The sequence below is a fragment of the Collinsella sp. TF12-2AT genome (genome assembly GCF_003436735.1).
Classification (GTDB): Bacteria; Actinomycetota; Coriobacteriia; order Coriobacteriales; family Coriobacteriaceae; genus Collinsella.
The window spans coordinates 131,181-152,913 of sequence record NZ_QSQK01000003.1; the positions used below are offsets into that span (position 1 = coordinate 131,181).

Below are 21,733 nucleotides of genomic sequence, written 5' to 3' on the forward strand. Positions count from 1 at the left end.
GCTGTGCCCCCATGCCATATCCTCTAGACAACTACGCGACATCATCGCCGCCGCGTCTACAAGAGAGGAATATCCATGACCGCACCTGCATCCAAGCTGCTCCAGCCCATTACGGTTGGCCCCCTTGAGCTCAAAAACCGCATTATGTTCCCGCCGCTGACCACCGGCTACGAGGAGCGCGACGGTTCCATCGGCGAACGCAGCCTGGCTTTTTACGAGCGCCTGGCCCGTGGCGGTGTGAGCTACATCGTCATCGGCGACGTCGCTCCCGTCATGACCGCGAGCCCCACGCCCAAGCTGGCAGCCGACGCCCAGATCCCCACGTTTAAGGCGCTGGCCGACGCCGTCCACAAGCACGGTGCCAAGGTTGCGCTGCAGCTGTTCCACCCCGAGTACGACGTGCCCGGGGTCGGCCGCATGGTCATGGGTTCCATGGCTGCCGCTAAGGCCGCGCAGGAGGCCAAGGCCGCCGGCGACGAGGGGACCTTTGCCGCCAAGATGGCCGAGTCCAACGAGATTCGCAAGCAGGCATACGCCAAGCTGCACCACGACATGCAGCACTTTGTGAACGAGGCGAGCGTAGAGCAGCTCACCCAGATCAAGGAGGCTATCGCCGCCTCGGCCGCCCGCGCACAGCAGGCTGGCATCGACGCCATCGAGGTCCACGGCGACCGTCTGGTGGGTTCGCTGTGCTCCGCGATCCTCAACAAGCGCACGGACGAGTACGGTGGTTCGTTCGAGAACCGCGTCCGTTATGCGCTGGAGGTCGTCGCCGCCATTAAGAAAGCCGCACCGCAGTTGATGGTGGAGTACAAGCTCCCCGTGATCATGGAGAACCCCGACGGCACGCCGCGCGGCAAGGGCGGCCTGCAGCCCGATGAGGCCTGCGAGTTCGCCAAGCTGCTCGAGGGCGCGGGCATCGATATGATCCAGGTTGCACAGGCCAACCACACCGGCAACATGGGCGACACCATTCCGCCCATGGGCGCCATGCCCTACAACTGGACGCTGCCCGTGGCCGAGCGCGTCAAGGCCCTGGTCTCCGTGCCGGTGGCAACCGTCGGCCGCGTGGTTTCGGTCGAGGCCGGCGAGAAGATTCTGGAAGACGGCGCGGCCGACATCATCGCCTATGGCCGCTCGCTCATGTGCGACCCCGACATTGCGCTGAAGGCTGCCACGGGTGAGCCCATCCGCGAGTGCCTCAACTGCAACAAGGGTTGCGTCGATGCGATTCAAAACCGCAAGTACATTTCGTGCGTGCTGAATGCCGAGAACGGTGACGAGGCTACCATCGCCATTAAGTCGGGCGAGGGCGACAAGAAGATCGCCGTGGTGGGCGGCGGTATTGCCGGCCTGGAGGCCGCGCGCGTGGCGGCCAAGCGCGGCTACGATGTGACCGTCTACGAGGCGAGCGATCATCTGGGCGGCCAGATTGTGCTGGCGGCTGCGCCTCCGCGCAAGGACGAGATCATGCGCTCGGTCGAGTACTACGAGAAGATTCTGCCTGGCCTGGGCGTGAAGGTTGAGCTCAACCATGCCGCTACCGCTGAGGACCTCAATGCCGCTGACGCTGCGATTGTGGCCGTGGGCGCGCACGACGTGGTCATCCCCGTTCCGGGCGCCGATTCGGACAAGGTCGTCTCGAGCTGGGACGTGCTGGCCGGCAAGGTGGAGCTCAGCGGGCGCGTCGCTGTCATTGGCGGTGGCCTGGTGGGCACCGAGACTGCCGAGTACCTGCTGCAGCACGGCTGCGAGGTGGCGATTGTCGAGATGCTCGACAAGATTGCCGCGGGCGAGTCCGAGACCATTCTGCCGCTGATCATGAGCGACTTTGCCGCCCACAACGTGGAGCAGCATGTTAAGACCCGCCTGACCGCCATTACCGACGAGGGCGTGGAGGCCGTTCACACCACCGAGGACGGCGCCGAGGAGCCGGTGAAGATCGCCTGCGATTACGTGGTGATGGCCGTGGGCTCCAAGGCCAACGCATTTGACTTGGAGGGCGTGACGGTGCCCGTGACCTGCGTGGGCGACTGCTCGGGCGAGCGCACCGCCGACATTGCGAGTGCCATTCGCACGGCGTATCACGCGGCCAACGAGCTGTAGTTGAACATCGCGGCCAGGCGGGGCGGTAGCACGGATCCGCCTCGCCCGGCTGTGTCCCGTCGGGTGTCAACCGGTGCGGGGCCTGCAAGCGCAGCAGGCCCCGCCCTTTTTGTTTTGCTCCGGTGGATGGTAATGCGCGGTAATCATGAGGAGTAAGGACGTCTACTGCCTTGCCGATTCTCAAAATTATTGGGGGAGGTGTTAATAATCATATCCGCTATAGCAAAGGACATAAAGAGGTGTCAATTTTGTTGACAGGCGAATGACGATTGGCTGCGAGTCAGCTACCAGCGTAAATAATCGATAAAGAAATGTCGTAAATTGGTGCCAAATGCCCAGATAACGCCGCGTCTATTTTAATTAACTGCTTTGAGCAAACAGTAAAAAGCTACTATCTAACTTGTACGTAAGAAAGCAGATTAACGGTTAAGGCTAAGAAGTGGCAGGTATGTCGGAAGCAACTAGGACTCGCACGCATGCGCCCGAGGTTAGGCAGCGCGCCGTCGAGATCCTCCAAGAGGGGGTCGGTCACCGCGCCCTCGCCGCAAAGCTTGGCATTCCCCAGGCCACGGCTCGTCAGTGGGCCCGTGCATATGCCGTGGGTGGTGCCGACGCCGTGCTCAACGCGGGCACTCACCATCACACGTATTCGTACGAGGTTAAGCTCGCCGTGGTTAAGGACCGTCTGGAAAACGGTCTGACGGTTCGCGAGGCCATGATCAAGTACAAGATTCCCAGCGAGTCTTCGGTTAAGGCCTGGTGCCGCCAGTATCGCGAGAGCGGTGAATCTGCGCTGGTCGATAAGCCGCGCGGTCGCAAGCCGCGCGCTAAAAAGGCGGAATAGCGAACGGGATGGTGCGCCCACAGGGGCGCATTTTTCTTGCCGCCCCTCTACTCCAATGCGGACAGACTCCTTGCCCCGTGCGCCTAAAACTCCCCAGTTGACCGAAAACCTGCCGCCGCTACTCCTCAATTGAGCTATAACGTTAAACAATTGCAGCGTTTTGCATGGGGGAGTGATGGTATGACGCTACTGTATTTCCTTACCCTGTTTCCGCTGGTACCGGCGCTGGGCATGCTGCTCGTGCGCGGTAACCGCGCCCGCGATGCGGTGGGGCTCATAGGCTCCGGCATTATTATGGCGGTGACAGTTGTAGTCGCCGTCATGTTTTTTGGCACGGGTCCGCAGGGCTTTGAGGTTGCCCCCGGCACCTCGCATGTGCTCTCGATCATCAGCTCCGCCATCGATGTCATCCTGTGCGTCGTCATCCTGTACAACGCGTTCAAATATAGGAACGCGCTCACCACGGTGCTCGGCATAGTCCAGCTGGTGGGCTCGCTCGCCTTTGCAGCCATGACGCTGCCCGCGGCCGAAGCCGTCACGGCGACGCCGCTCTACCTGGACTACATGAGTGTGATCATGGTCCTCGCCGTCGGCATTGTCGGCAGCCTTGTCTGCGTGTATGCCTTGGGTTATATGAAGGACTTCCAGGCCCACGACGAGCACGAGGCCGCGCTGCGTGGGCAAACCGCGCCTGACCGTCGCCCGCAGTTCCTGGCGCTTATGTTCCTGTTCCTCTCGGCCATGTTCGTCATCGTGACGAGCGACAACCTTGAGTGGCTGTTCTGCGGCTGGGAAATCACCACCGTGTGTTCGTTCCTTATGATTGGCTACACGCGTACGCCCGAGGCCATCAAGAACGCCTTTACCCAAATCATCCTCAACATGCTGGGCGGCATCGCGTTTTTGGCCGGACTCATGTACCTGCACGTTAACGGCATGCCGCTGATCATCTCGGGCATGATCGAGCTTTCCGGCACCGGAACCGCGCAGTCCGCGCTGCTGGTGATGCCGGTCATCCTGCTGTCGCTCGCCGCACTCACCAAGGCCGCACAGATGCCGTTCCACACTTGGCTGTTGGGCGCCATGGTTGCACCCACTCCCACGAGCGCCCTGCTGCACTCGTCAACCATGGTCAAAGCCGGCGTGTTTCTGATGGTCAAGCTCAGCCCGCTCTATGCCATCTATCCCGTGACCGGCTTTATGGTCACGAGTGTGGGTGCCATCACGTTTTTGCTCGCTGCCCTCATGGCCATCTCGCAGAGCAACGCCAAACGCGTGCTCGCGTACTCCACCATCTCCAACTTGGGCCTTATCAGCGCCTGCCTGGGCGTCGGCGCGCCCGAGGCCGTGTGGGCCGCGATCTTCCTGATCCTGTTCCACACGGTGGCCAAGTCGCTGCTGTTCCTGTGCGTAGGCACGGCCGAGCATCATATCGGCAGCCGCAATATCGAGGACATGGACGGCATGTTCAGCCGCATGCCGCACCTGACGCGCCTGATGATGCTGGGCATTATGGGCATGTTCGTGGCCCCGTTTGGCATGCTCGTGTCCAAGTGGGGCGCCCTGGTGGCGTTTGCGCAGACCGGCAACGTGCTCATGATCATGGTGCTTGCCTTTGGCTCGGCCGCGACGTTCTTCTTCTGGGGCAAGTGGCTTGCCAAGCTTTCGGGCGTCGACCCCACGGCTCAAAACGTTGAGGTCAATGTCCATAAGACCGAATGGGTGGCCCTCAACACCATCGCCGCGCTGCTGATTCTGTGCTGCGTGGCGTTCCCGGTTATCTCGAGCGGTCTGGTGTCGCCTTACTTGGCCATGGTGTTTGGCCGCGTGCCGTACGTTATTGGCAAGGATGCCATGTATCTGATGGTGGTTATCGTGGCTTTTATCGCCGTGGTGCTGCTGACTTCATTCCGCGTGAGCAACAAACCGCACGTAAACGTATATCTTTCGGGCGTGGGAACCGACAATTACCGCCATTTCCGCGGCTCGATGGGACACGAGGTGAAGGCCGAAAAGCGCAATTGGTACTCGGAGGACGCCCTTGGCGAGAAGCGTATTGGCCCCGCGGGTAGCGTCGTGTGCTGCAGCATTATCTTGTTTGCGCTGCTGTGTTGCGCGTGGATTGGGCCCGAGAGACTTGCCATGAGTGCGCCCTCGGTGCTGCGCGGTAAGTATTTTGAAGGTTCGGGTGTCGTGGGCATATTTATTGGTACCGTGGCGTTTGCCTTGATTGCGCCGCTTGTGGGTGGCCTGATCGACGGCCTTGACCGCAAGCTTTCGGCCCGCATGCAGGGCCGTGTGGGCCCGCGCCTGCTGCAACCGTTCTACGACGTTGCCAAGCTGCTGCGCAAGGCTCCTGCCAGCGTAAACACCATGGACGATACCTATATGGCATGTGCGCTCATCTTTACCGTGGTAGGCGGCGGCATCTTTGTGTCGGGTTCCAACACGCTGCTGTGTGCTTTTATGGTGACGCTCGCCGCGATCTTTGTGGTGCTGGCGTCCGCCTCGACGCAAAGCCCGTTTGCGCAGGTCGGCGCCGATCGCGAGTTGCTGCAGGTTATGAGCTACGAGCCCGCCGTTCTGCTGATGAGCGCGGGCCTGTATCTCGCCACCGATAGCTTTGATTCCATCGCCGTGACCGGGCAGTCGGCGCCCATCATCGTGTACAGTGCGCCCATTTTCCTTGCGCTGCTCGCGGTGCTCACCATCAAGCTGCGTAAGTCGCCGTTTGACCTTTCGTACTCGCATCACGCGCATCAGGAGATTGTCCAGGGCGTCGCCACCGAGATGAGCGGCAGCACGCTGGCCAAGATGACCCTTATGCACTGGTGCGAGACCGTGCTGTTTTTGATGTGGGTGGGCATGTTCTTTGTTTGGGACAACCCGGTGAGCTGGGTGGTCGCCCTGGTCGTCATGGCCGCGACGTATTTTGTCGAGGTGCTGATCGACAACACCTTCGCCCGTAGCACCTGGCGCAGCTGCTTTAAGCTCGGCTGGGGCGTGGCGCTGGTGTTTGGCCTGCTCAACCTTATGCCCATCCTCGTCGACGTGTTTATTTAGGAGGCGGCATCCATGGATTATAAAATGTCGCGCTCGCCGTGGGTTATTCATTACGACGGCTCGAGCTGCAACGGATGCGATATCGAGGTGCTTGCTTCGCTCACGCCACTGTTCGACGCGGAGCGCTTTGGCGTGGTCAACACCGGCAACCCCAAGCATGCGGATATCTTTTTGGTGACGGGGTCGGTCAATGCCCAGAACCTGCCCGTCGTGCGCCAGATCTACAACCAGATGCTCGAGCCCAAGTGCGTGGTGGCCTGCGGCATCTGCGCGTGTTCGGGCGGCGTATTCCGCGATGCCTATAACGTGATCGGCGGCGTGGACCGCGCAATCCCCGTGGACGTGTACGCGCCCGGGTGTGCCATTCGCCCCGAGACCATGATCGATGCCATCGTGGAGGCGTGCGGCATCCTGGACCAGAAGGAGGCCGTGATGCGCGCCGGCGGCGATCCGCTTACCGTGGGCGGTGCCGCTACCTGGGACGGTGGTGTTGAGCTGGGCGAGGACGGGTTTGTGGCCGCGGCTGAGGCCGGCGACGCGCCCGCCGCTGGCGACGCACCTGCTGGGACACCCGCCGCTGCAAAGGAGGCCGAGTAATGCAAAAGGCTATCTATACCACCGTTGGGATCGACGAGCTCCTGTCGCATGTCCAGGCGCTCAAGGGCGTCGGCGCGCGCTTTGTGCAAATGCACACCGAGCGCAACGTCGACGACGGCTCGTATCGCTTGGTCTATACGTTTATCAACGTTCACGCTGCTCAGGAACATATTGCGCAGGACGGCAGCTATGCGATCGAGAATCTGGTGGTTGAGGGCATCGACCAGTACCAGGAGATTCCGTCCATCAGCTCGTATTACCCCGCGGTGTTCCCATTTGAAAATGAGGCCCACGACCTGTTTGGTCTTGCCATTACCGATATGCAGATCGACTTTAAGGGCTTTTTCTACCAGGTTTCGACTGCCGAGCCCATGAGCGTTATCACGCCCGAGGTGAAGGCCGCGCGCGAGAAGGCCATGAAGGTCCGCGCGGCTGCCGAGGCCAAGGCGCGCAAGGCCGCTGCCGAGAAGGCCGCCGCGGCTGCGGCTGCTGCAGGGGAGGGCGTTGCGGGCGCCGGCGATGCCGCGGGCGCCGCTGCTCAGCCCGCTGCGGCTGCCGGCTCCGATACTCAGCACGATGGGGCTGCTGCGAAGGCGGCGCTCAAGGCCGCCGAGATGGAGGCAAAGCTCGCCGCCATGGATCCCGAGAAAGCGGCCAAGGTCCGCGCGGCGCTTGCCGCCAAGGCCGCCCGCGACAAGCAGAAAAAGGAGGCGTAAGGTCCATGGCACATCGCTCCGTTATTCCGTTTGGCCCGCAGCACCCGGTGCTGCCCGAACCGCTTCATCTGGACCTGGTGATCGAAGACGACCGCGTCATCGAGGCAATTCCGCAGATCGGCTTTGTGCACCGCGGACTCGAGAAGCTCACCGAAAAGCGCGACATGCATCAGTTTGGCTACATCGCCGAGCGCATCTGCGGCATCTGCGCCGTGGGCCATAGCTGCGGCTACGCCAGCGCCTGCGAGCGTATGCTCGGCATCGAGGTGCCTGGTCGCGTGCAGTATATCCGCACCATTCTGCATGAGCTTTCGCGCATTCATTCGCATCTGCTGTGGTTGGGTCTGCTTGCCGATGCCTTTGGTTTTGAGGCGCTGTTCTATCGTTCGTGGACCCTGCGCGAGCAGATTCTCAAGATCTTTGAGAGCACTTGCGGCGGCCGCGTGATTTTGTCGATCAACGAAATCGGCGGCCTTAAACACGACATTGAGGACTCTGAGCTGGCGGGCATTGTCCAGGCGCTCGATGCCATGCGCCCCGACTACGAGGCCCTGGTGCATACGTTTTTGGACGACAATAGCTGCGGCGAGCGCCTGCATGGCGTGGGCGTGATCAGCAAGAAGGACGCGCTGGAGCTTTCGATGGTCGGCCCGTTTGGGCGCGCCTCGGGCGTGGACTACGACGTGCGCATGTTCGGCGACGGTGCCTATGCGGACCTGGCTGCGTTTGAGCCCATCGTTGCTACCGATGGCGATTGCTATGCCCGCTGCCAGGTGCGTTGCGCCGAGGTCACGCAGGCCATGGACATCATCAAGGAGCTTGTGGGCAAGATTCCGCACGACGGGATCGGCGGGCGCGCCAAGCTTACGCCGGCCGACGGCGCACGCGGCGAGGTTGTGATTGAGCAGCCGCGCGGCGAGGCGTATTACTATGTGCGCGGCAACGGCACCAAGAACTTGGACCGTTTTCGCGTGCGCACGCCGACGTCGCAAAATCTGGCGGGTCTGACGCATGCGCTGCAGGGCGTGCTCATTGCCAACGTGCCCATGATTATCCTGACCATCGACCCCTGTATTAGCTGCACGGAAAGGTAGGCGCGGCATGAGTTTGCTGACATTTGCCAAGACGGCCTTGGGTTCTATGGTCAAGCAGCCGGTAACGGTGTGCTATCCGCAGGAGAAGCTCGCGGCACCCGAGCGCCTGCGCGGGCATATCGTCAACGATATGGACGTGTGCATCTGCTGCGGCATGTGCGCGCGCCGTTGCCCGGCGGGTGCACTTGCGGTCGATCGCAAGGGCGGAATGTGGTCGATTGACCCGTATGCCTGCGTGGTGTGCGGTGAGTGCATCGAGAGCTGCCCCAAGCACTGCCTGACTATGGACACCGCCCGCACTCCAGTCGCAGCGGACAAGACTCCCACGGTGGAAACCAAACCGGAATAGGGCTGGGATAGGGGCCGATGGGGCAAATGCCCCACCGGCCCCGCGCTTAAACGAGCGGTGGAGCCGCCGCGAACAAAACTATGCCGGATTACGGGGCTGGATAGCGAACCTCCGACCATACAGAAAATCGCAAAAACAAAACCTCAGGTAATTAGCCTGCCGTTTTTCAAAAAATGGTGGTATGGATAAGGGCCCCGACATTAGCCCCGTAATCCGGCATAGTTTTGAAATACCACCATATCCGTAGCATCCCTTGATCTCCCGTGGACAGAGGGAAACGGATCATTTTGGCCTTGCGAGGGCTGCCGCGTGACCCGTCTGCCACGAAATGGGCCCATCTACTACGTTTAGGCCGCTACCCTCAACCATAACGAACAACGCAAAAACAAAACCGCAGGTAAAATGCCTGCGGTTTTTCATGAAATGCGGCTATGGTCAGGGGTATCGGGTCAAACGTAGTAGATGGGCCAGTTTTGAGGCGAGCACCACCAATTGATCCCCCGGGGACGGAGGAAAACGGGTCATTTTTGCCTGATGGCTCGAGTCGCACCCGTTTTCCTGCGAAAACGCCGTGTCTCAACTTTGGTGAGACATTTGTCTCACGCCCAAAACACAATCTGGAACATGTGTCACCTGCCCTAATTGTGTCTCATTCCGTAACTTTAGGCTGATGCAAGGTCTGAGACCGCGAGAAGGGAGACGTGATGAGTAAGTACACGAGGGGTCTCTTGGCGGTGATACTTGCCGTAGTGCTTGTGTTGCCGGCTGCAGCATTTGCCATGCTGCCCGAGGCCAACGCCAGGTCCAGCACCGGAATGGACGGGCCGACAGTAAGCGGAACGGTCGTCGACCCCGACACCAGCGGACGCTGGGAAATCTGGGCGGCCGGTCACAACGGTAACAAAGTAACGACTCAAAACGTCGGCCGAATCTGGACCGACAAGACGGTCAAGAAAGCCGGAGAAAACGAAGCGTCAGATTTTGTGACTACGCTTTCGGCGATGTCCTCGACGTCTAATTCAACCGTAACGGTTACCACGCCACTCGACATCGTGATGGTGCTGGACGCCTCTGGCTCGATGGATGATCATATGGGCGGTATAGACTCACCTAAGCGTATCGATGCGTTGAAGAACGCTGCGAATAGCTTTATCGATACCATTGCCAAGCAAAACGAGGGCATCGAGGGCGTCAATAGGCAGCATAGGGTTGCCATTGTTAAGTTTGCGGGCAAGAAGTCCAACGATATCGGCAACAATATGTATCGCGACGGAGGGTACTCCTACAATTACACCCAGGTTATGAAAGAATTGACCTACTGTTCCGGCAGCAATGCGGATGATCTCAAGAAGAATACAATTAATCAAATTCAGCCTGCCGGCGCCACGCGCGCCGACTATGGCCTAGAGCTGGCCGAGGGAATCACTATCACTTCTGGCCGCAAAGACGCCAAGAAGATTATTGTGTTCTTTACCGACGGTACGCCAACAAAGCAAAATAAATTCGATGCGGGTGTCGCCAACGCTGCCGTGACAGCTGCTAAGAACATGAAGGACAGCAAGGCCACCGTTTATACTATCGGCATCTTTGATGGCGCGGACCCCAGCGCTGGTATCCAGGATTCGGGAAAAAGCCAAAAAGAGAACAAGTTCATGCACGCCGTTTCGAGCAACTACCCCAATGCCACGGCATGGGATACTCATGGTGCACGCGCGGAAAACTCCGACTACTACAAGTCGGCGACCAATGCCGAAGAGCTCAAGAAGGTCTTCGACGACATCTCGCAGGCCATCACATCGGAGGCGCCTTATCCGACCGAAATCCATAAGGGATATGACAAGACCAAGTCTGGCTACATCACGTTTACCGACGAGCTGGGCGACTTTATGCAGGTCGATGGATTTACCGAAGTCGTCATCAACGGCACGCCGTTTACCGAGGCGAGCAAGACGTTCAATGAAGAAACCAATACCGACACATATGAGTTCACCGGCAAGGCAAAAGACCTGCTCATTACCGTGCAGCGTGCCGGCGATGACAATCCCCAGAAGGGCGATATCGTAACGGTTAACATTCCTGCATCGTTGATTCCGCTGAGCCACTTTAAGACCGTAGACGGCAAGCTTTCGGTCGACAGCGTTAAGCCCATCCAGGTGAAGTATGCTTCGAGCGTGAAGAGTGTTGCGCTCGACAACCTATTTACGCCTGAGAAGGTCACGGGGCTCAAGACTTACATCGAAAAGAATACGACCGTTGCCGACGATGACAGCAAGACCGTGAGCTTCTACGCAAACAAGTGGAAGACCGGTGCGTTGGGTGATACGGTTGCGACCTTTGAGCCGGCCGATACCAACCGCTACTACTACTTCCAGAAGCAGACTCCCATTTACACCGATAAGGAATGCACGCAGCCTGCAAAGATTTCACTGGCAGAAAAAGGCACCTATTACTACAAGGATGAGTTTGAGGAGCAGGGCGAGAACAACGAGGCCAAGTCCGCCACTGCCGTCATCGAGTTTATCGGCGGCGACGCTGCGAAGTTTGACGGCGCCATAGTTCGCGACAAGGACGATAACCTTTCGTTTAGCGTGGGAACCGCGCGCCTGGCCTTTATCGACGAGCTCCACACCACCAAGGAGGGTGTGGGCGGCAACTTGACCGAGACCGCGCTCGACGTGCTCAACCCCAGGTGGAACAACGTGTCCGCCAAGGCGGGTGCTACGCATGTCAATTCCTACTTGGGCAACAACGGCAAGATCAGCTATAAGTACGACATGACGCCGGCAAAGGTTGACACCAAGGCTAGCTTTGGCCTGACCAAGGTGCTCGAGGGTCGCGAGTGGACGAAAGAGGACAAGTTTGAGTTTGGTCTGACGTCCGAGAACGGTGCCCCGATGCCGAAGTCCACGACCGCGGTCGCGACCCAGGGCAACAAAGCCATCGATTTCGGCGAGATTACCTACACCGAGCCCGGCACGTACGTTTATAAGGTCAGCGAGAAGAACGCCGGCCAAACTATCGATGGCATCACTTACAGTGGGAATGTCGCGGAGATTACCGTGACGGTAACGCCCAACAAGAAGGGTGAGCTCAGCGCTGACGTACAGGTGACTTCGGGCGAGACTGAGTTCAAGAACACCTACGCTGCAAATTCCGTCGATTCAAGCGTCACCGACAAGATCAAGGTGACCAAGGTCCCGACCGCACGCGACCTCAAGGCCGGCGAGTTCAGCTTTGAGCTGCGCGAGGGTCTCGGCGAAGACGCGAAGGTTATCGAGACCGTCAAGAATGACGCCAACGGCAACGTTACGTTCAAGGCTATCAAGTACACCGAGATCGGTCAGCACATCTACACGCTGCACGAGGTCAAGGGCAATGCCGGCGGCATCACCTACGATGGCACGACCTACACCATCGTGACGACCATCAGCGATAACAACAAGGGCCAGCTGGTGGCTACGCACGAGCTGCAGGGCGCCGCCGAGGACGTTAAGAGCATTAAGTTCGAGAACTCCTACACCGCCACGCCCGTCGCGGCATCGCTCGTGGGTAAGAAGAACCTGCAGGTTCCTGATGGCTTGACCCCGGCCGATATTGCCGGCAAGTTCACCTTTACCGTGACCGGTGAAGAGGGCGCACCCATGCCCGCGAACGCGAGCGTGACCAATGATGCCAAGGGCAAGGTCGACTTTGGCAAGATCACCTTTACGCTCGACGACCTTAACAAGGCCCTGGGCGAGAAGCCCGAGAAGCGCGAGCACACCTTTACCTACACCGTGACCGAGTCTGGCGAGGTCGCTGGCGTGACCAACGACGCTAACGCCACGCGCAAGGTTTCCTACACCGTGACCGATGACGGCAAGGGTAATCTGAGCGTATCCCACAAGCCGGACGGCGATGCGGCATTTGCGTTCACCAATACCTATAACGTGAAGTCTGTCGAGACGAGCGTCACCGAACAGATTACCGCGACCAAGTTCCTGACCGGCCGCGACATGGCTGAGGGCGAGTTCTCCTTCGAGCTCGTCGAGGGCGGGGACAAGGACGCCAAGGTCGTCGCCACCGGCAAGAACGCCGCCGACGGCACGATTACGATGAGCCCCGTGAAGTACGAAAAGGCCGGAACGCACACCTACACGCTGCGCGAGGTCAACGGTGGAACCACTAGCAAGGGCATTACCTACAGTGACGCCAAGTTCACCATCGAGACGACCATCACCGATAACGGCGACGGCACGCTCAGCGCCCAGCATGTTCTGAAGAACGCCGAGGCTGCAATCTTCAAGAACACCTACAGCGTGACCCCGCTCGACACTGAGCTCGACTTTGGCCTGAGCAAGGCCATTGACGGTCGCGACTGGACGGATGGGGACGAGTTCAGCTTTACCATCACCGCCCCCGAAGGCACCCCGCTGCCCGATCCCGCAACCGTAACCGTGAGCAAGAGGGACGCGAAGGACGGCATCGCCGCCATCAAGTTCGGTAAGATCCACTACGCCGCTGCCGGAACCTATAAGTACGAGATTCGCGAGAACGCGGGCAGCACGGTCGGCATGACGTATGACGCGCATGTCGCAACCGCCGAAGTGACCGTGACCGAGGACAGCGATGGCACCCTGACCGCCAACGTCACTAAGAAGGAAAACGGACGCTTTACCAACACGTACCGCACTGAGCTCGATTACGCCGCGGCCGGCGGCCTCAAGCTCAGCAAGACCCTCTACGGACGCCCCATGACCGAGGGCCAGTTCACCTTTACCGTGACGCCCGCCGACGATGGTTCGGCTAGCGCACTTGGCCTGCTGCCCGGGGCCAACAACTATGAGTCCCCCGCAACGATAGAGGGAACAGTCGGCCAGATTGACATTCTGGCGGGCCATGAGGTCAAATTTACGCAGGCTGATGCCGGCAAGACCTTTACATACACCGTTGCCGAGAAGAATGACGGCCAGCCGGGTTACACCTACGACGACGCTGTCCGCACCGTGACGATCGCCATCGCCGACGACACCGCCGGCACGCTCACCGCCACGACGACCGTCTCCGGCGGTTCCGAGGGCACGCTGGTGACCGAGTACAAGACCGGCGCGGCCGCGGTCGAGAGCGCCGTGGTCCCGTTCGTCAACAGCTATAGCGCTACGACCAACACGCCTGGTGGCACCGCTGCTCAGGTCGTTGCCGCCAAGACCCTGACCGGTCGCCCGATGGTTGACGGCGAGTTCTGGTTCGGTATCGCCTATCAGGGTGAGCTTGTGGGTTATGAAAATCTCAAGCCCAATATCGGTGGGCACGTGAGCTTTGATGCGCTGCACTACGACACCAAGATGCTTGCCGATCTTGAGTCTGCCGGGCTTGCCCATCGTACCGACAAGGACGGTAAGCTTGCTTGGACCATTAACTACACGGCCTACGAAGCTATACACGGGCTGCCGAACGGCGTTTCTGCTACAACGTGGTACTTTGGCTTTAAGGTTATCGTCGTCGATAACGGTGACGGTACCCTGACGGCAACGGTCGACTACGGTGGCATCGAGCCCTTGTTCGAGAACGTCTACGGCGCCGATGCCGTTGACGCCGCGCTTGCCGGCACCAAGAAGCTCCAGGCTGCCGAGGGCCTGACCCCGGCCGACATCACGGGTAAGTTTACCTTTACCGTGGCCGCCGATGAGGCGGGTGCCCCGATGCCCGAGCGCACGACCGCAACCAACGACGCGGCCGGCAACGTGGACTTTGGCAAGATCCACTTTACGCTCGAGGACCTCAACCGCGCCCTGGGCGTGACGGACGATGCGACCGATAAGGCCGAGGCAGACGAGGCCGACGAGGCAGAGGCTGAAGAGGCCAACGCCGACGCTGATGCCAACGCCGACGAGCCCAGCGACGAGTCCGAGCCCGCAGGTCCCGCTGCCCCGCGCTCGCACACCTTTACCTACACGGTGACCGAGTCCGGCACCGCCCCTGGCGTGACTAACGACGCCAATACCGCGCGCAAGGTTTCCTACACCGTGACTGACGACGGCGCTGGGCACCTGAGCGTCAAGCGCGACGGCGGCGACGGTGCGGACTTTACGTTCACCAACACGTACAGCGTGACGCCTACCGATTCTTCCGTGACCGATCAGGTCACGACCGTCAAGCGTCTGACCGGACGTGATCTTGCAGCTGGCGAGTTCACGTTTGAGCTGCTCGAGGACGGCGTGACTGTCGCTAGCGGCACCAACGACGCTAACGGCACCGTTACGCTGAGCCCGATCCGCTACGAGGCACCCGGCACGCACATGTACACGCTGCGCGAGGCTTGCCCCAACGCGCTCGGCCTGTACAAGGGCGTCACCTATGACGGTACGACCTACACCGTCGTGACCACCGTCTCCGACAATGGTGACGGCACGCTGACCGCGACGCACAAGCTCGAGGGAACCACCGAGTCGGCTGGCTTTACCAACAAGTATCACGCCATGCCCACGCAGGTTTCCATCGGCGCCATCAAGGTGCTCGAGGGACGCGAGCTCAAGAAGGACGAGTTTAGCTTTAAGCTCGTTGGCGAGGACATCGAGTCCACCGTCACCAACGATGCCGACGGCAAGATTAACTTCGACAAGTTCGAGTACGACGAGCCTGGTACGTACGTCTACACCATCAGCGAGGTCAAGGGCGACGAGGCCGGTATGACCTACGACAAGTCCGTCTTTACCGCGACCGTCAACGTGGTCGACGACGGCGAGGGCAACCTCAAGGCGAACGTCACCTTTACCAAGGGCGACAAGAGCGTCGAGGGTATCGTGTTCAACAACACGTACAAGAAGCCCGAGACGCCCGTGCCGACGCCCGATCCCGGCACGCCCAAGACCGTGACGAACATCGTCAAGACGGTCAAGGGTTTCCTGCCCACCACGGGTGACCAGCAGGCCGCCGCACTGCTCATGGCATTTGTTATTGCCATGGCCGGCGTCGGAGCCCTGGTCTGGGGTATCCGTAAGCGCTAGGCACGCTGGCAGCGCCCGGGGCCAAAAGGCCCCGGGCGGCCGGCGGGGAGCCAGAACATAGCCCCACCCCCACCCCCAGCCGCCACGGAGACGTCTCCCTTCTCCGTGGCGGCACTTTTGTGCGCAGGGGAGGAAGGGCCGCCACGAAATCGGCCCATCTACTACGTTTATCCCCTTACCCCCAACCATGCCAAAAAACGCGAAAACAAAACCGCAGGTAGAACGCCTGCGGTTTTCTGGAAAACAGGGGTATGGTCGGGGGTATCGAGTCAAACGTAGTAGATGGGCCGATTTCGTGGTTGGCGCCGCCAAATGATCCCCCGGGGACGGAGGAAAACGGATCATTTTTGGCCCCACGCGGCTGGTGGGTGCGTTCGCGCAGGACCGTTCAAACAAAACTATGCCGTTTTCGGGGCTAAACTCAGGACTCCCATCCATACCCGCGTTTTCTGCAAAATGACGGCTCGTCTACCTGCGGTTTTATTTTCACGAATATCGGCATGGTTGGGGACTCGTGACTCAGCCCCGGAAACCGGCATAGTTTTGAAATGGCATTAAATCGGTGGCAGCCATTTTGCTATGCCGGAGCGGTTGATCGTCGGGCAACTACCCTCGCAGGTAGGCGATGGCGATCTGCGTGCGGTTGCGCAGGCCCATCTTTGCCAGGATCGAGCTGATGTGGTTGCGTACGGTGCCTTCGCCCATATAGGCGGTGGCGGCAATCTCCTTGTTGTCGAGGCCGCGGGCGATGAGCTCGGCGACTTCGAACTCGCGGTCGGTTAGGCTGGCGAAGGCCGCGGGCCGGCGGGTCGTGCCGGCATCGACGCCCGTCCCATCAAAGTTGATATCTTCGATCGCCTTACCCTCGAGCACGCGTTTGCCGTCCATGACTTGCGCCAACGCCGGAGGAATGACGGCGACATCGGTTTTAATCAGGTAGCCGCGGGCGCCCAGTTTGAGCGCCGACACAATGTACTCGTCATCCGAGAATGTCGTCAGAAACACCACGCGCGCCGAAGGGTCGCGCTCAAGGATTTCGCGCGCCGCCGAAAGGCCGTCGCGCCCCGGCATCTGAATGTCGAGCAGCGCGATATCGGGCGCGTGCTCGGCGTAGAGCGCCACCGCGTCGTTGCCGTCGGCTCCGGTGCCCACCACTTCGATCTGCGGCTGGGCGCCCAGGATAATCTTGAGCGAATCGACTACCAAGCGGTCGTCGTCGACAACTATGAGCCTCATCGGGCGTCATCTCCTTGCTGTTTGGGGACGGTGGCAAACACGCGCCAGCCGGGGGCGCCGGCGCGCAGGCCGGCGGTGAAGGTTCCGCCAAGCGCCTCGACGCGCTCGCGCATGGAGACGAGCCCCATGCCTTCTGCGACGTTGCTGCTGCTCGCCGGGGTCGCGTCTGCGCCATCATCGGTAACGATGAGCTGGTAAAACGACGGATGCTCCATGCACCGCACGGTAATGGTTTTGGCATGGGCGTGGCGCATGGCGTTGGAAAGCGCCTCGCGCAGCACCGCCGCAAAGCAGTTGGCGACGTTGGCGGGCGCATGCTCGGTCAAAACCTCAAGCTCAATCTGCGGACCGCTGTCCGAGCGTGCGCCTTCAACGATGCGTTCGAGCTGCACGGAGAGGTTGGTTGCATTGTCGTTGAGCGCGTGGACGCTGGCGCGCACGAGCTGGAGCGCCTCGTCAACGGTGTATTTGACGTCGGCGAAATCGGCGGCAACGCCGGGCTCGTTGGCATGGACCACGCGCAGGGCTTCGGTTTGAAGCGAAGCGCGCGTGAGCTGGTGGCCCACGTTATCGTGGATTTCGCGCGCGATGCGGGCGCGTTCGGCGAGCGTCGCGAGCTCGACTTCGTAGTCCTGGCGGTCGGCGAGGTCGCGGTTGCGTGCCTCGAGTGCCAGGGCGCGTTCTTGCAGCTTGTCGCGGGTGCGACGCATGCGTTCCTGTTCGCGCTCCAGCTGCGCGGTGCGCAGCGACAGCAACGTGGCGGCGACCGAAAGGATGGCGGTCAGCAGGAGCGTTCGGGCGGTGAGCGCGTCGGTGCGAAGGTCCGCGACGAGCGCAAAGACAAAGGTGGCGCCAATGCCCAGCGCGGCCCAGGCGTGCTCACGGCGCGCCCGCCGCGCGATGTCATAGAGGGCGAGAGGCGCAAACGGCACAAACGGCGGCACGAAAACGGCCGCGATGACGTAAGCGCAGCTCGCGGTCTCGCTCGCGCGCCGGGCGCTTTTCCCCTGCGCGAGCTCAGCCAGCGAGGTGGCAATAACGCCAAGGCAAAACGCCGCGACCAGGCGAGCATCCACAGCAAGGCCCGTGGCGGCTGCGATGCAGCACGCCAGCACGATCGATTTGTCGAATAGCCTGTTCATACGGGTATTGTACGCGATGCCGCGCACGGGGGAGGCGCCACTCAGAGCAAGCGTGACATTCCTCCCACGCGGCGGGGCGGTCGCGTCAGCAGGCCACGCGACCAAGCCCCGCACTCGTGACAAAGCTCACTGGTGCGCGCCGGCGGTTCCTGCGATGATGCAATCGTACCGGGCCGCAATCAACAGAAGGGCCGCCTCATGACAGACATCGTCCACGTCGAAAATCTCGTCAAGCGCTACGACGATCTTATCGCGCTCGACCACTTTAACCTGTGCATCGCCCCTGGCGAGATCTTTGGCCTGCTGGGCCCCAACGGCTCGGGCAAGACCACGTCCATCAACTGCATCCTGCAGCTGCTCGCCTACGACAAGGGCACCATCGAGCTATTCGGCGAGCGCATGACGCCCGCCCGCTACGACCTCAAGCGCCGCATCGGTGTGGTGCCGCAGCAGGTGGCGGTGTTCGACGAGCTCACCGTGCGCGAGAACATCGACTATTTCTGCAGTCTCTACGTCAACGACCGCAAGCGCCGCCGCGCGCTGGTGGACGAGGCGATCGACTTTGTCGGCCTGGGCGACTTTACCAAGTTCCGCCCCGGCAAGCTCTCGGGCGGCCTGGCGCGTCGTCTCAACATTGCCTGCGGCATCGCGCACAAGCCCGAGCTCATCTTTTTTGACGAACCCACGGTGGCGGTCGACCCGCAAAGCCGCAACGCCATCCTGGAGGGCATCTGCCGCCTGCGCGACGAGGGCGCCACGGTGGTGTATACCAGCCATTACATGGAGGAAGTCGAGCAGATCTGCAGCCGCATCATGATCATGGACGGCGGCCGCGTGCTGGCGCAGGGCACTAACGACGAGCTCAAGCGCATGATTCAGATGGGCGAGAAGATTGTAATCGAGGTCGGCGAGGTTCCGAGTGCGGCGCTCGGTGCCGTCGCAAGCCTGCCGCACGTTCTGGACCTTTCGGCAACGGCGGGACAGCTCACGTTTTCGTGCGAAGCGAGCCCGCACAACCTGACGGACATTCTCGATGCGCTGCGCTCGCATGACGTGCCGCTCGGCCGCATCTATTCCGAACCGCCGACCCTCAACGACGTGTTCCTCGAGATCACCGGCCGCGAGCTGCGCGACTAGGGGGCGGCCATGTTCAACACCATCATCACCACGGTCAAGACGCTGCTGCGCCGGCCGAGCACGTGGGTCTGGGGCGCTCTCTTTCCTATTGCGCTTTCCACGATGTTCATGTTTATGTTTGCGAACCTCAGCTCCGACGGCACGGTCGACCCGGTGCCGGTTGCCGTCGTGGCGGACGAGGCCTGGGATGCCTCGACCTTTAAGGACGTGGCAGCTTCGCTTGCCAAGGCAAGCGACGATCAGCTGCTCGATGTGAGCGAGTACGAAGACTTGGCTGTCGCGCGCAAAGCACTCAAGGCCGGCGAGGTCGCGGGCATCTATACGGTTGATGCCGCGGGCACGCCCAGGCTCACGCTGCTGTCGAGTTACGACAGCTCGCGCGCCTCGTCGGTGCTCACCGACCGCAGCATCCTTGAAACGGCGGCAAGCTCGTATACGCAAAATGTCGAGCTCATGCGCCAGATTGCCCAGGACAACCCGGCGACGCTCGCCGATCCGGCGGCGGTTGCGCACGCCCTGTCGCTCGAGGGCGGAACCCGCCGCGTGAGCCTGACTCGTGCCACGCCCGATGGCACGGTCATCTACTACTACGCGCTCTTTGGCCTGGTCGCGATGATGTCTGCCGAGTTTGCCGCCTTGAGCGTCGTCGATTTGCAGCCTAATCTGTCGGGCCTTGGCGCGCGCCGCTGCGTGGGCGGTCTTTCCAAGACGGCGTCGCTGGCCGGCATTTTTGTCGGCTCGTGGCTGGTTTCCTTTGCATCGATGGCGGTTGCGATCGGCTACGTGCGCCTGGTCGTGGGCGTCGACTTTGGCGGGCGCGAGGGGTTGTGCCTGCTGGGCGGGGCTGCATCCGCGCTTGCCGCCACGGGCCTGGGGCTTTTTGTGGGCACGCTTCCCGTTAAGGGCGGCAAGGCATCCAAGTCGGGCATCCTCACGGGCTTTGCCACCACGTGCGCCCTGTTCGCCGGCCTCTACGGCGAGCCGGCGATGGCGCTTGCCGACGACGTCGCCCGCGCTTGTCCGGTCGAGTGCTGGCTCAACCCCGTCAAGCTCATCTGCGACATGTTCAATCGCCTGTATTTCTTTGAGGACCTGGGGCCCTTCGCTGTTCGCGCCGGCGCGCTCGTCCTGATGGCCCTGGTGTTTGTCGCCGCCGCTACGCTGATCTTTGGAAGGAGCCGCTATGAGCACCTTTAAGACCGCGCTTCGCATGGCGCTGGCGCACCCGTTTTACCTGCTCATCTATACGGTGTTCATCTCGCTCATGGGCGTATTCATCGCGGCTTCGGTGAGCTGGAACTCGTCGCAGCTTACCGAGTACAAGCCCTACGACACCAACGTGATCGTGGTCGACCGCGACAATAGCGACCTTTCGCGGGCACTTACCAAGCACCTGGGCTCACGCTTTGACCTGGTCACGGGCGTCGGCGACGACACGTACGACCTTGCGGATGCGCTCGCCAAGAGCAACAGCGCCAAGGGCAGCGCCGATTGCGTGTTCTTTATCCCGGAGGGGTTTGAGGACGATCTTGTTGCAGCCGCCCGCGCGGGGGAGGCCCTGCCCAAACTCGACGTGACGTACGGCTCCGGCACCATGGCGGCAGCGCTTTCGTCTGCCGAGGCCTCGCGCTGGATCTCGCTTGCGGGTGCTGCGGCGGCACTTGAGCCAGCTGCTTCCGACAGCGATGTCGCCAAAGCTGCCGAGCATGCCGCTGCAAAGCGCGCGGAGGTCCAGATCGAACAGGTCAAGGTCGACTCGACTGCCGCCGCCACGCTCGAATCGTACTTCAATTTTGGCGCGTACGCGATCATCTCGTCGGTCATCGTGTCGGTGGGATTGGTGTTCTCGGGCATGAATGAGCCCGAGCGCGTGCGTCGTATGGATGCCGGCCCAATCCCCGAGCGCCAGCGTTCGCTCGCTGTGTTCGCGGCCGCCGCCGTGCTCACCGTCTGCATCTGGCTCGTGTCGAGCATGATGGGCGTCGTGGGCTTTGCCAGCGCGGTTGCCGAGGTCGGCGTGGGTCGCGTGTGCCTGGCGCTGGCGGCAACGTTTGCCCTGGCGTGCACGCCGCTGGCCGTTGGCTTTACGCTGTCGAGCCTGGGCGCGCGCGAGGAGCTGCTCAACGGTGTGGGCAACCTGCTCGGCATGCTCATGACGTTTTTGGGCGGCGCCTGGATGCCGCTGTCGCTCATGGGCTCGGCCGTGCAGACGGTGGCGCACTTTGTGCCGACGTATTGGGTGAACGACGCGATCGGCAAGGCGCTCGCCGCGGACCTGACGTCCACCGTGCTGGGCGACATCGCCTGCGATCTGGGCGTCACGGTGCTCTTTGCCGCGGCCATCGCCGCCGTAGGCCTAGCCCTCGCGCACAACAAATCCCACGCCTAGCCACCTAGTCATTGGGGACGTTCTTAAACGACTGGTCGCTGGGGACAGTCTTTGCCGATTCGCCGGCTCGCCGG

13 protein-coding genes are annotated in these 21,733 nt (G+C 61.2%); 11 read left to right on the forward strand and 2 right to left on the reverse strand.

What is annotated here, in order from left to right; genetic code table 11:
• The first annotated feature begins 75 nt into the window (after positions 1 to 75).
• From bilR to DXD24_RS03710, 8 genes are all read left to right on the forward strand, one after another.
• Positions 76 to 2,106 (forward strand): bilirubin reductase, long form, encoded by a 2,031-nt coding sequence (bilR, locus tag DXD24_RS03670; RefSeq protein ID WP_117646184.1) that lies wholly within the window; start codon positions 76 to 78, stop codon positions 2,104 to 2,106.
• Between the two features lie 448 nt (positions 2,107 to 2,554).
• Positions 2,555 to 2,950 carry a helix-turn-helix domain-containing protein gene (locus DXD24_RS03675; protein WP_117646185.1) on the forward strand — a complete coding sequence of 132 codons (396 nt, stop codon included), beginning with the start codon at positions 2,555 to 2,557 and terminating at the stop codon, positions 2,948 to 2,950.
• A gap of 180 nt (positions 2,951 to 3,130) precedes the next feature.
• A complete protein-coding gene (locus tag DXD24_RS03680; protein ID WP_117646186.1) occupies positions 3,131 to 6,013 on the forward strand; it encodes a proton-conducting transporter membrane subunit in 2,883 nt (960 codons plus the stop codon).
• A gap of 12 nt (positions 6,014 to 6,025) precedes the next feature.
• The gene (locus tag DXD24_RS03685; RefSeq protein ID WP_117564060.1) at positions 6,026 to 6,610 is read left to right on the forward strand and encodes an NADH-quinone oxidoreductase subunit B family protein; all 585 of its coding nucleotides are present in this window, start codon (positions 6,026 to 6,028) and stop codon (positions 6,608 to 6,610) included.
• Positions 6,610 to 7,326, forward strand: coding sequence for an NADH-quinone oxidoreductase subunit C (locus DXD24_RS10085; protein WP_089573465.1), 717 nt, complete (start codon positions 6,610 to 6,612; stop codon positions 7,324 to 7,326). The genes DXD24_RS03685 and DXD24_RS10085 overlap by 1 nt, the downstream gene beginning before the upstream one ends.
• A 5-nt stretch (positions 7,327 to 7,331) precedes the next feature.
• Positions 7,332 to 8,420: a nickel-dependent hydrogenase large subunit gene (locus DXD24_RS03695; protein WP_117564061.1), complete on the forward strand. Its 1,089-nt coding sequence runs from the start codon at positions 7,332 to 7,334 to the stop codon at positions 8,418 to 8,420.
• 7 nt (positions 8,421 to 8,427) lie between these two features.
• The gene (locus DXD24_RS03700; protein ID WP_117564062.1) at positions 8,428 to 8,769 is read left to right on the forward strand and encodes a 4Fe-4S dicluster domain-containing protein; all 342 of its coding nucleotides are present in this window, start codon (positions 8,428 to 8,430) and stop codon (positions 8,767 to 8,769) included.
• 704 nt (positions 8,770 to 9,473) lie between these two features.
• Positions 9,474 to 15,755 (forward strand): Spy0128 family protein, encoded by a 6,282-nt coding sequence (locus DXD24_RS03710; protein WP_117646187.1) that lies wholly within the window; start codon positions 9,474 to 9,476, stop codon positions 15,753 to 15,755.
• A 606-nt stretch (positions 15,756 to 16,361) separates the two neighbouring features.
• On the opposite strand, the gene DXD24_RS03715 is transcribed toward DXD24_RS03710, so the two are convergent.
• Positions 16,362 to 16,991, reverse strand: a complete 630-nt coding sequence (locus DXD24_RS03715) for a response regulator transcription factor (protein ID WP_117564064.1) — start codon at positions 16,989 to 16,991, stop codon at positions 16,362 to 16,364.
• Positions 16,988 to 18,133, reverse strand: a complete 1,146-nt coding sequence (locus DXD24_RS03720) for a sensor histidine kinase (protein ID WP_147324140.1) — start codon at positions 18,131 to 18,133, stop codon at positions 16,988 to 16,990. The genes DXD24_RS03715 and DXD24_RS03720 overlap by 4 nt, the downstream gene beginning before the upstream one ends.
• 198 nt (positions 18,134 to 18,331) lie before the next feature.
• Between DXD24_RS03720 and DXD24_RS03725 the strand changes: the two genes are divergently transcribed.
• Genes DXD24_RS03725 through DXD24_RS03735 form a run of 3 tightly spaced genes read left to right on the forward strand, consistent with a single transcriptional unit; the run spans position 18,332 to position 21,659 of the window.
• Positions 18,332 to 19,270, forward strand: a complete 939-nt coding sequence (locus DXD24_RS03725) for an ABC transporter ATP-binding protein (RefSeq protein WP_117564074.1) — start codon at positions 18,332 to 18,334, stop codon at positions 19,268 to 19,270.
• A gap of 9 nt (positions 19,271 to 19,279) precedes the next feature.
• Complete coding sequence (locus tag DXD24_RS03730; protein ID WP_117564066.1) at positions 19,280 to 20,467, forward strand: ABC transporter permease; 1,188 nt, start codon at positions 19,280 to 19,282, stop codon at positions 20,465 to 20,467.
• Positions 20,454 to 21,659, forward strand: coding sequence for an ABC transporter permease (locus DXD24_RS03735; protein WP_117564067.1), 1,206 nt, complete (start codon positions 20,454 to 20,456; stop codon positions 21,657 to 21,659). Before DXD24_RS03730 ends, DXD24_RS03735 begins: the two co-directional genes overlap by 14 nt.
• The last annotated feature ends 74 nt before the right edge of the window (positions 21,660 to 21,733 follow it).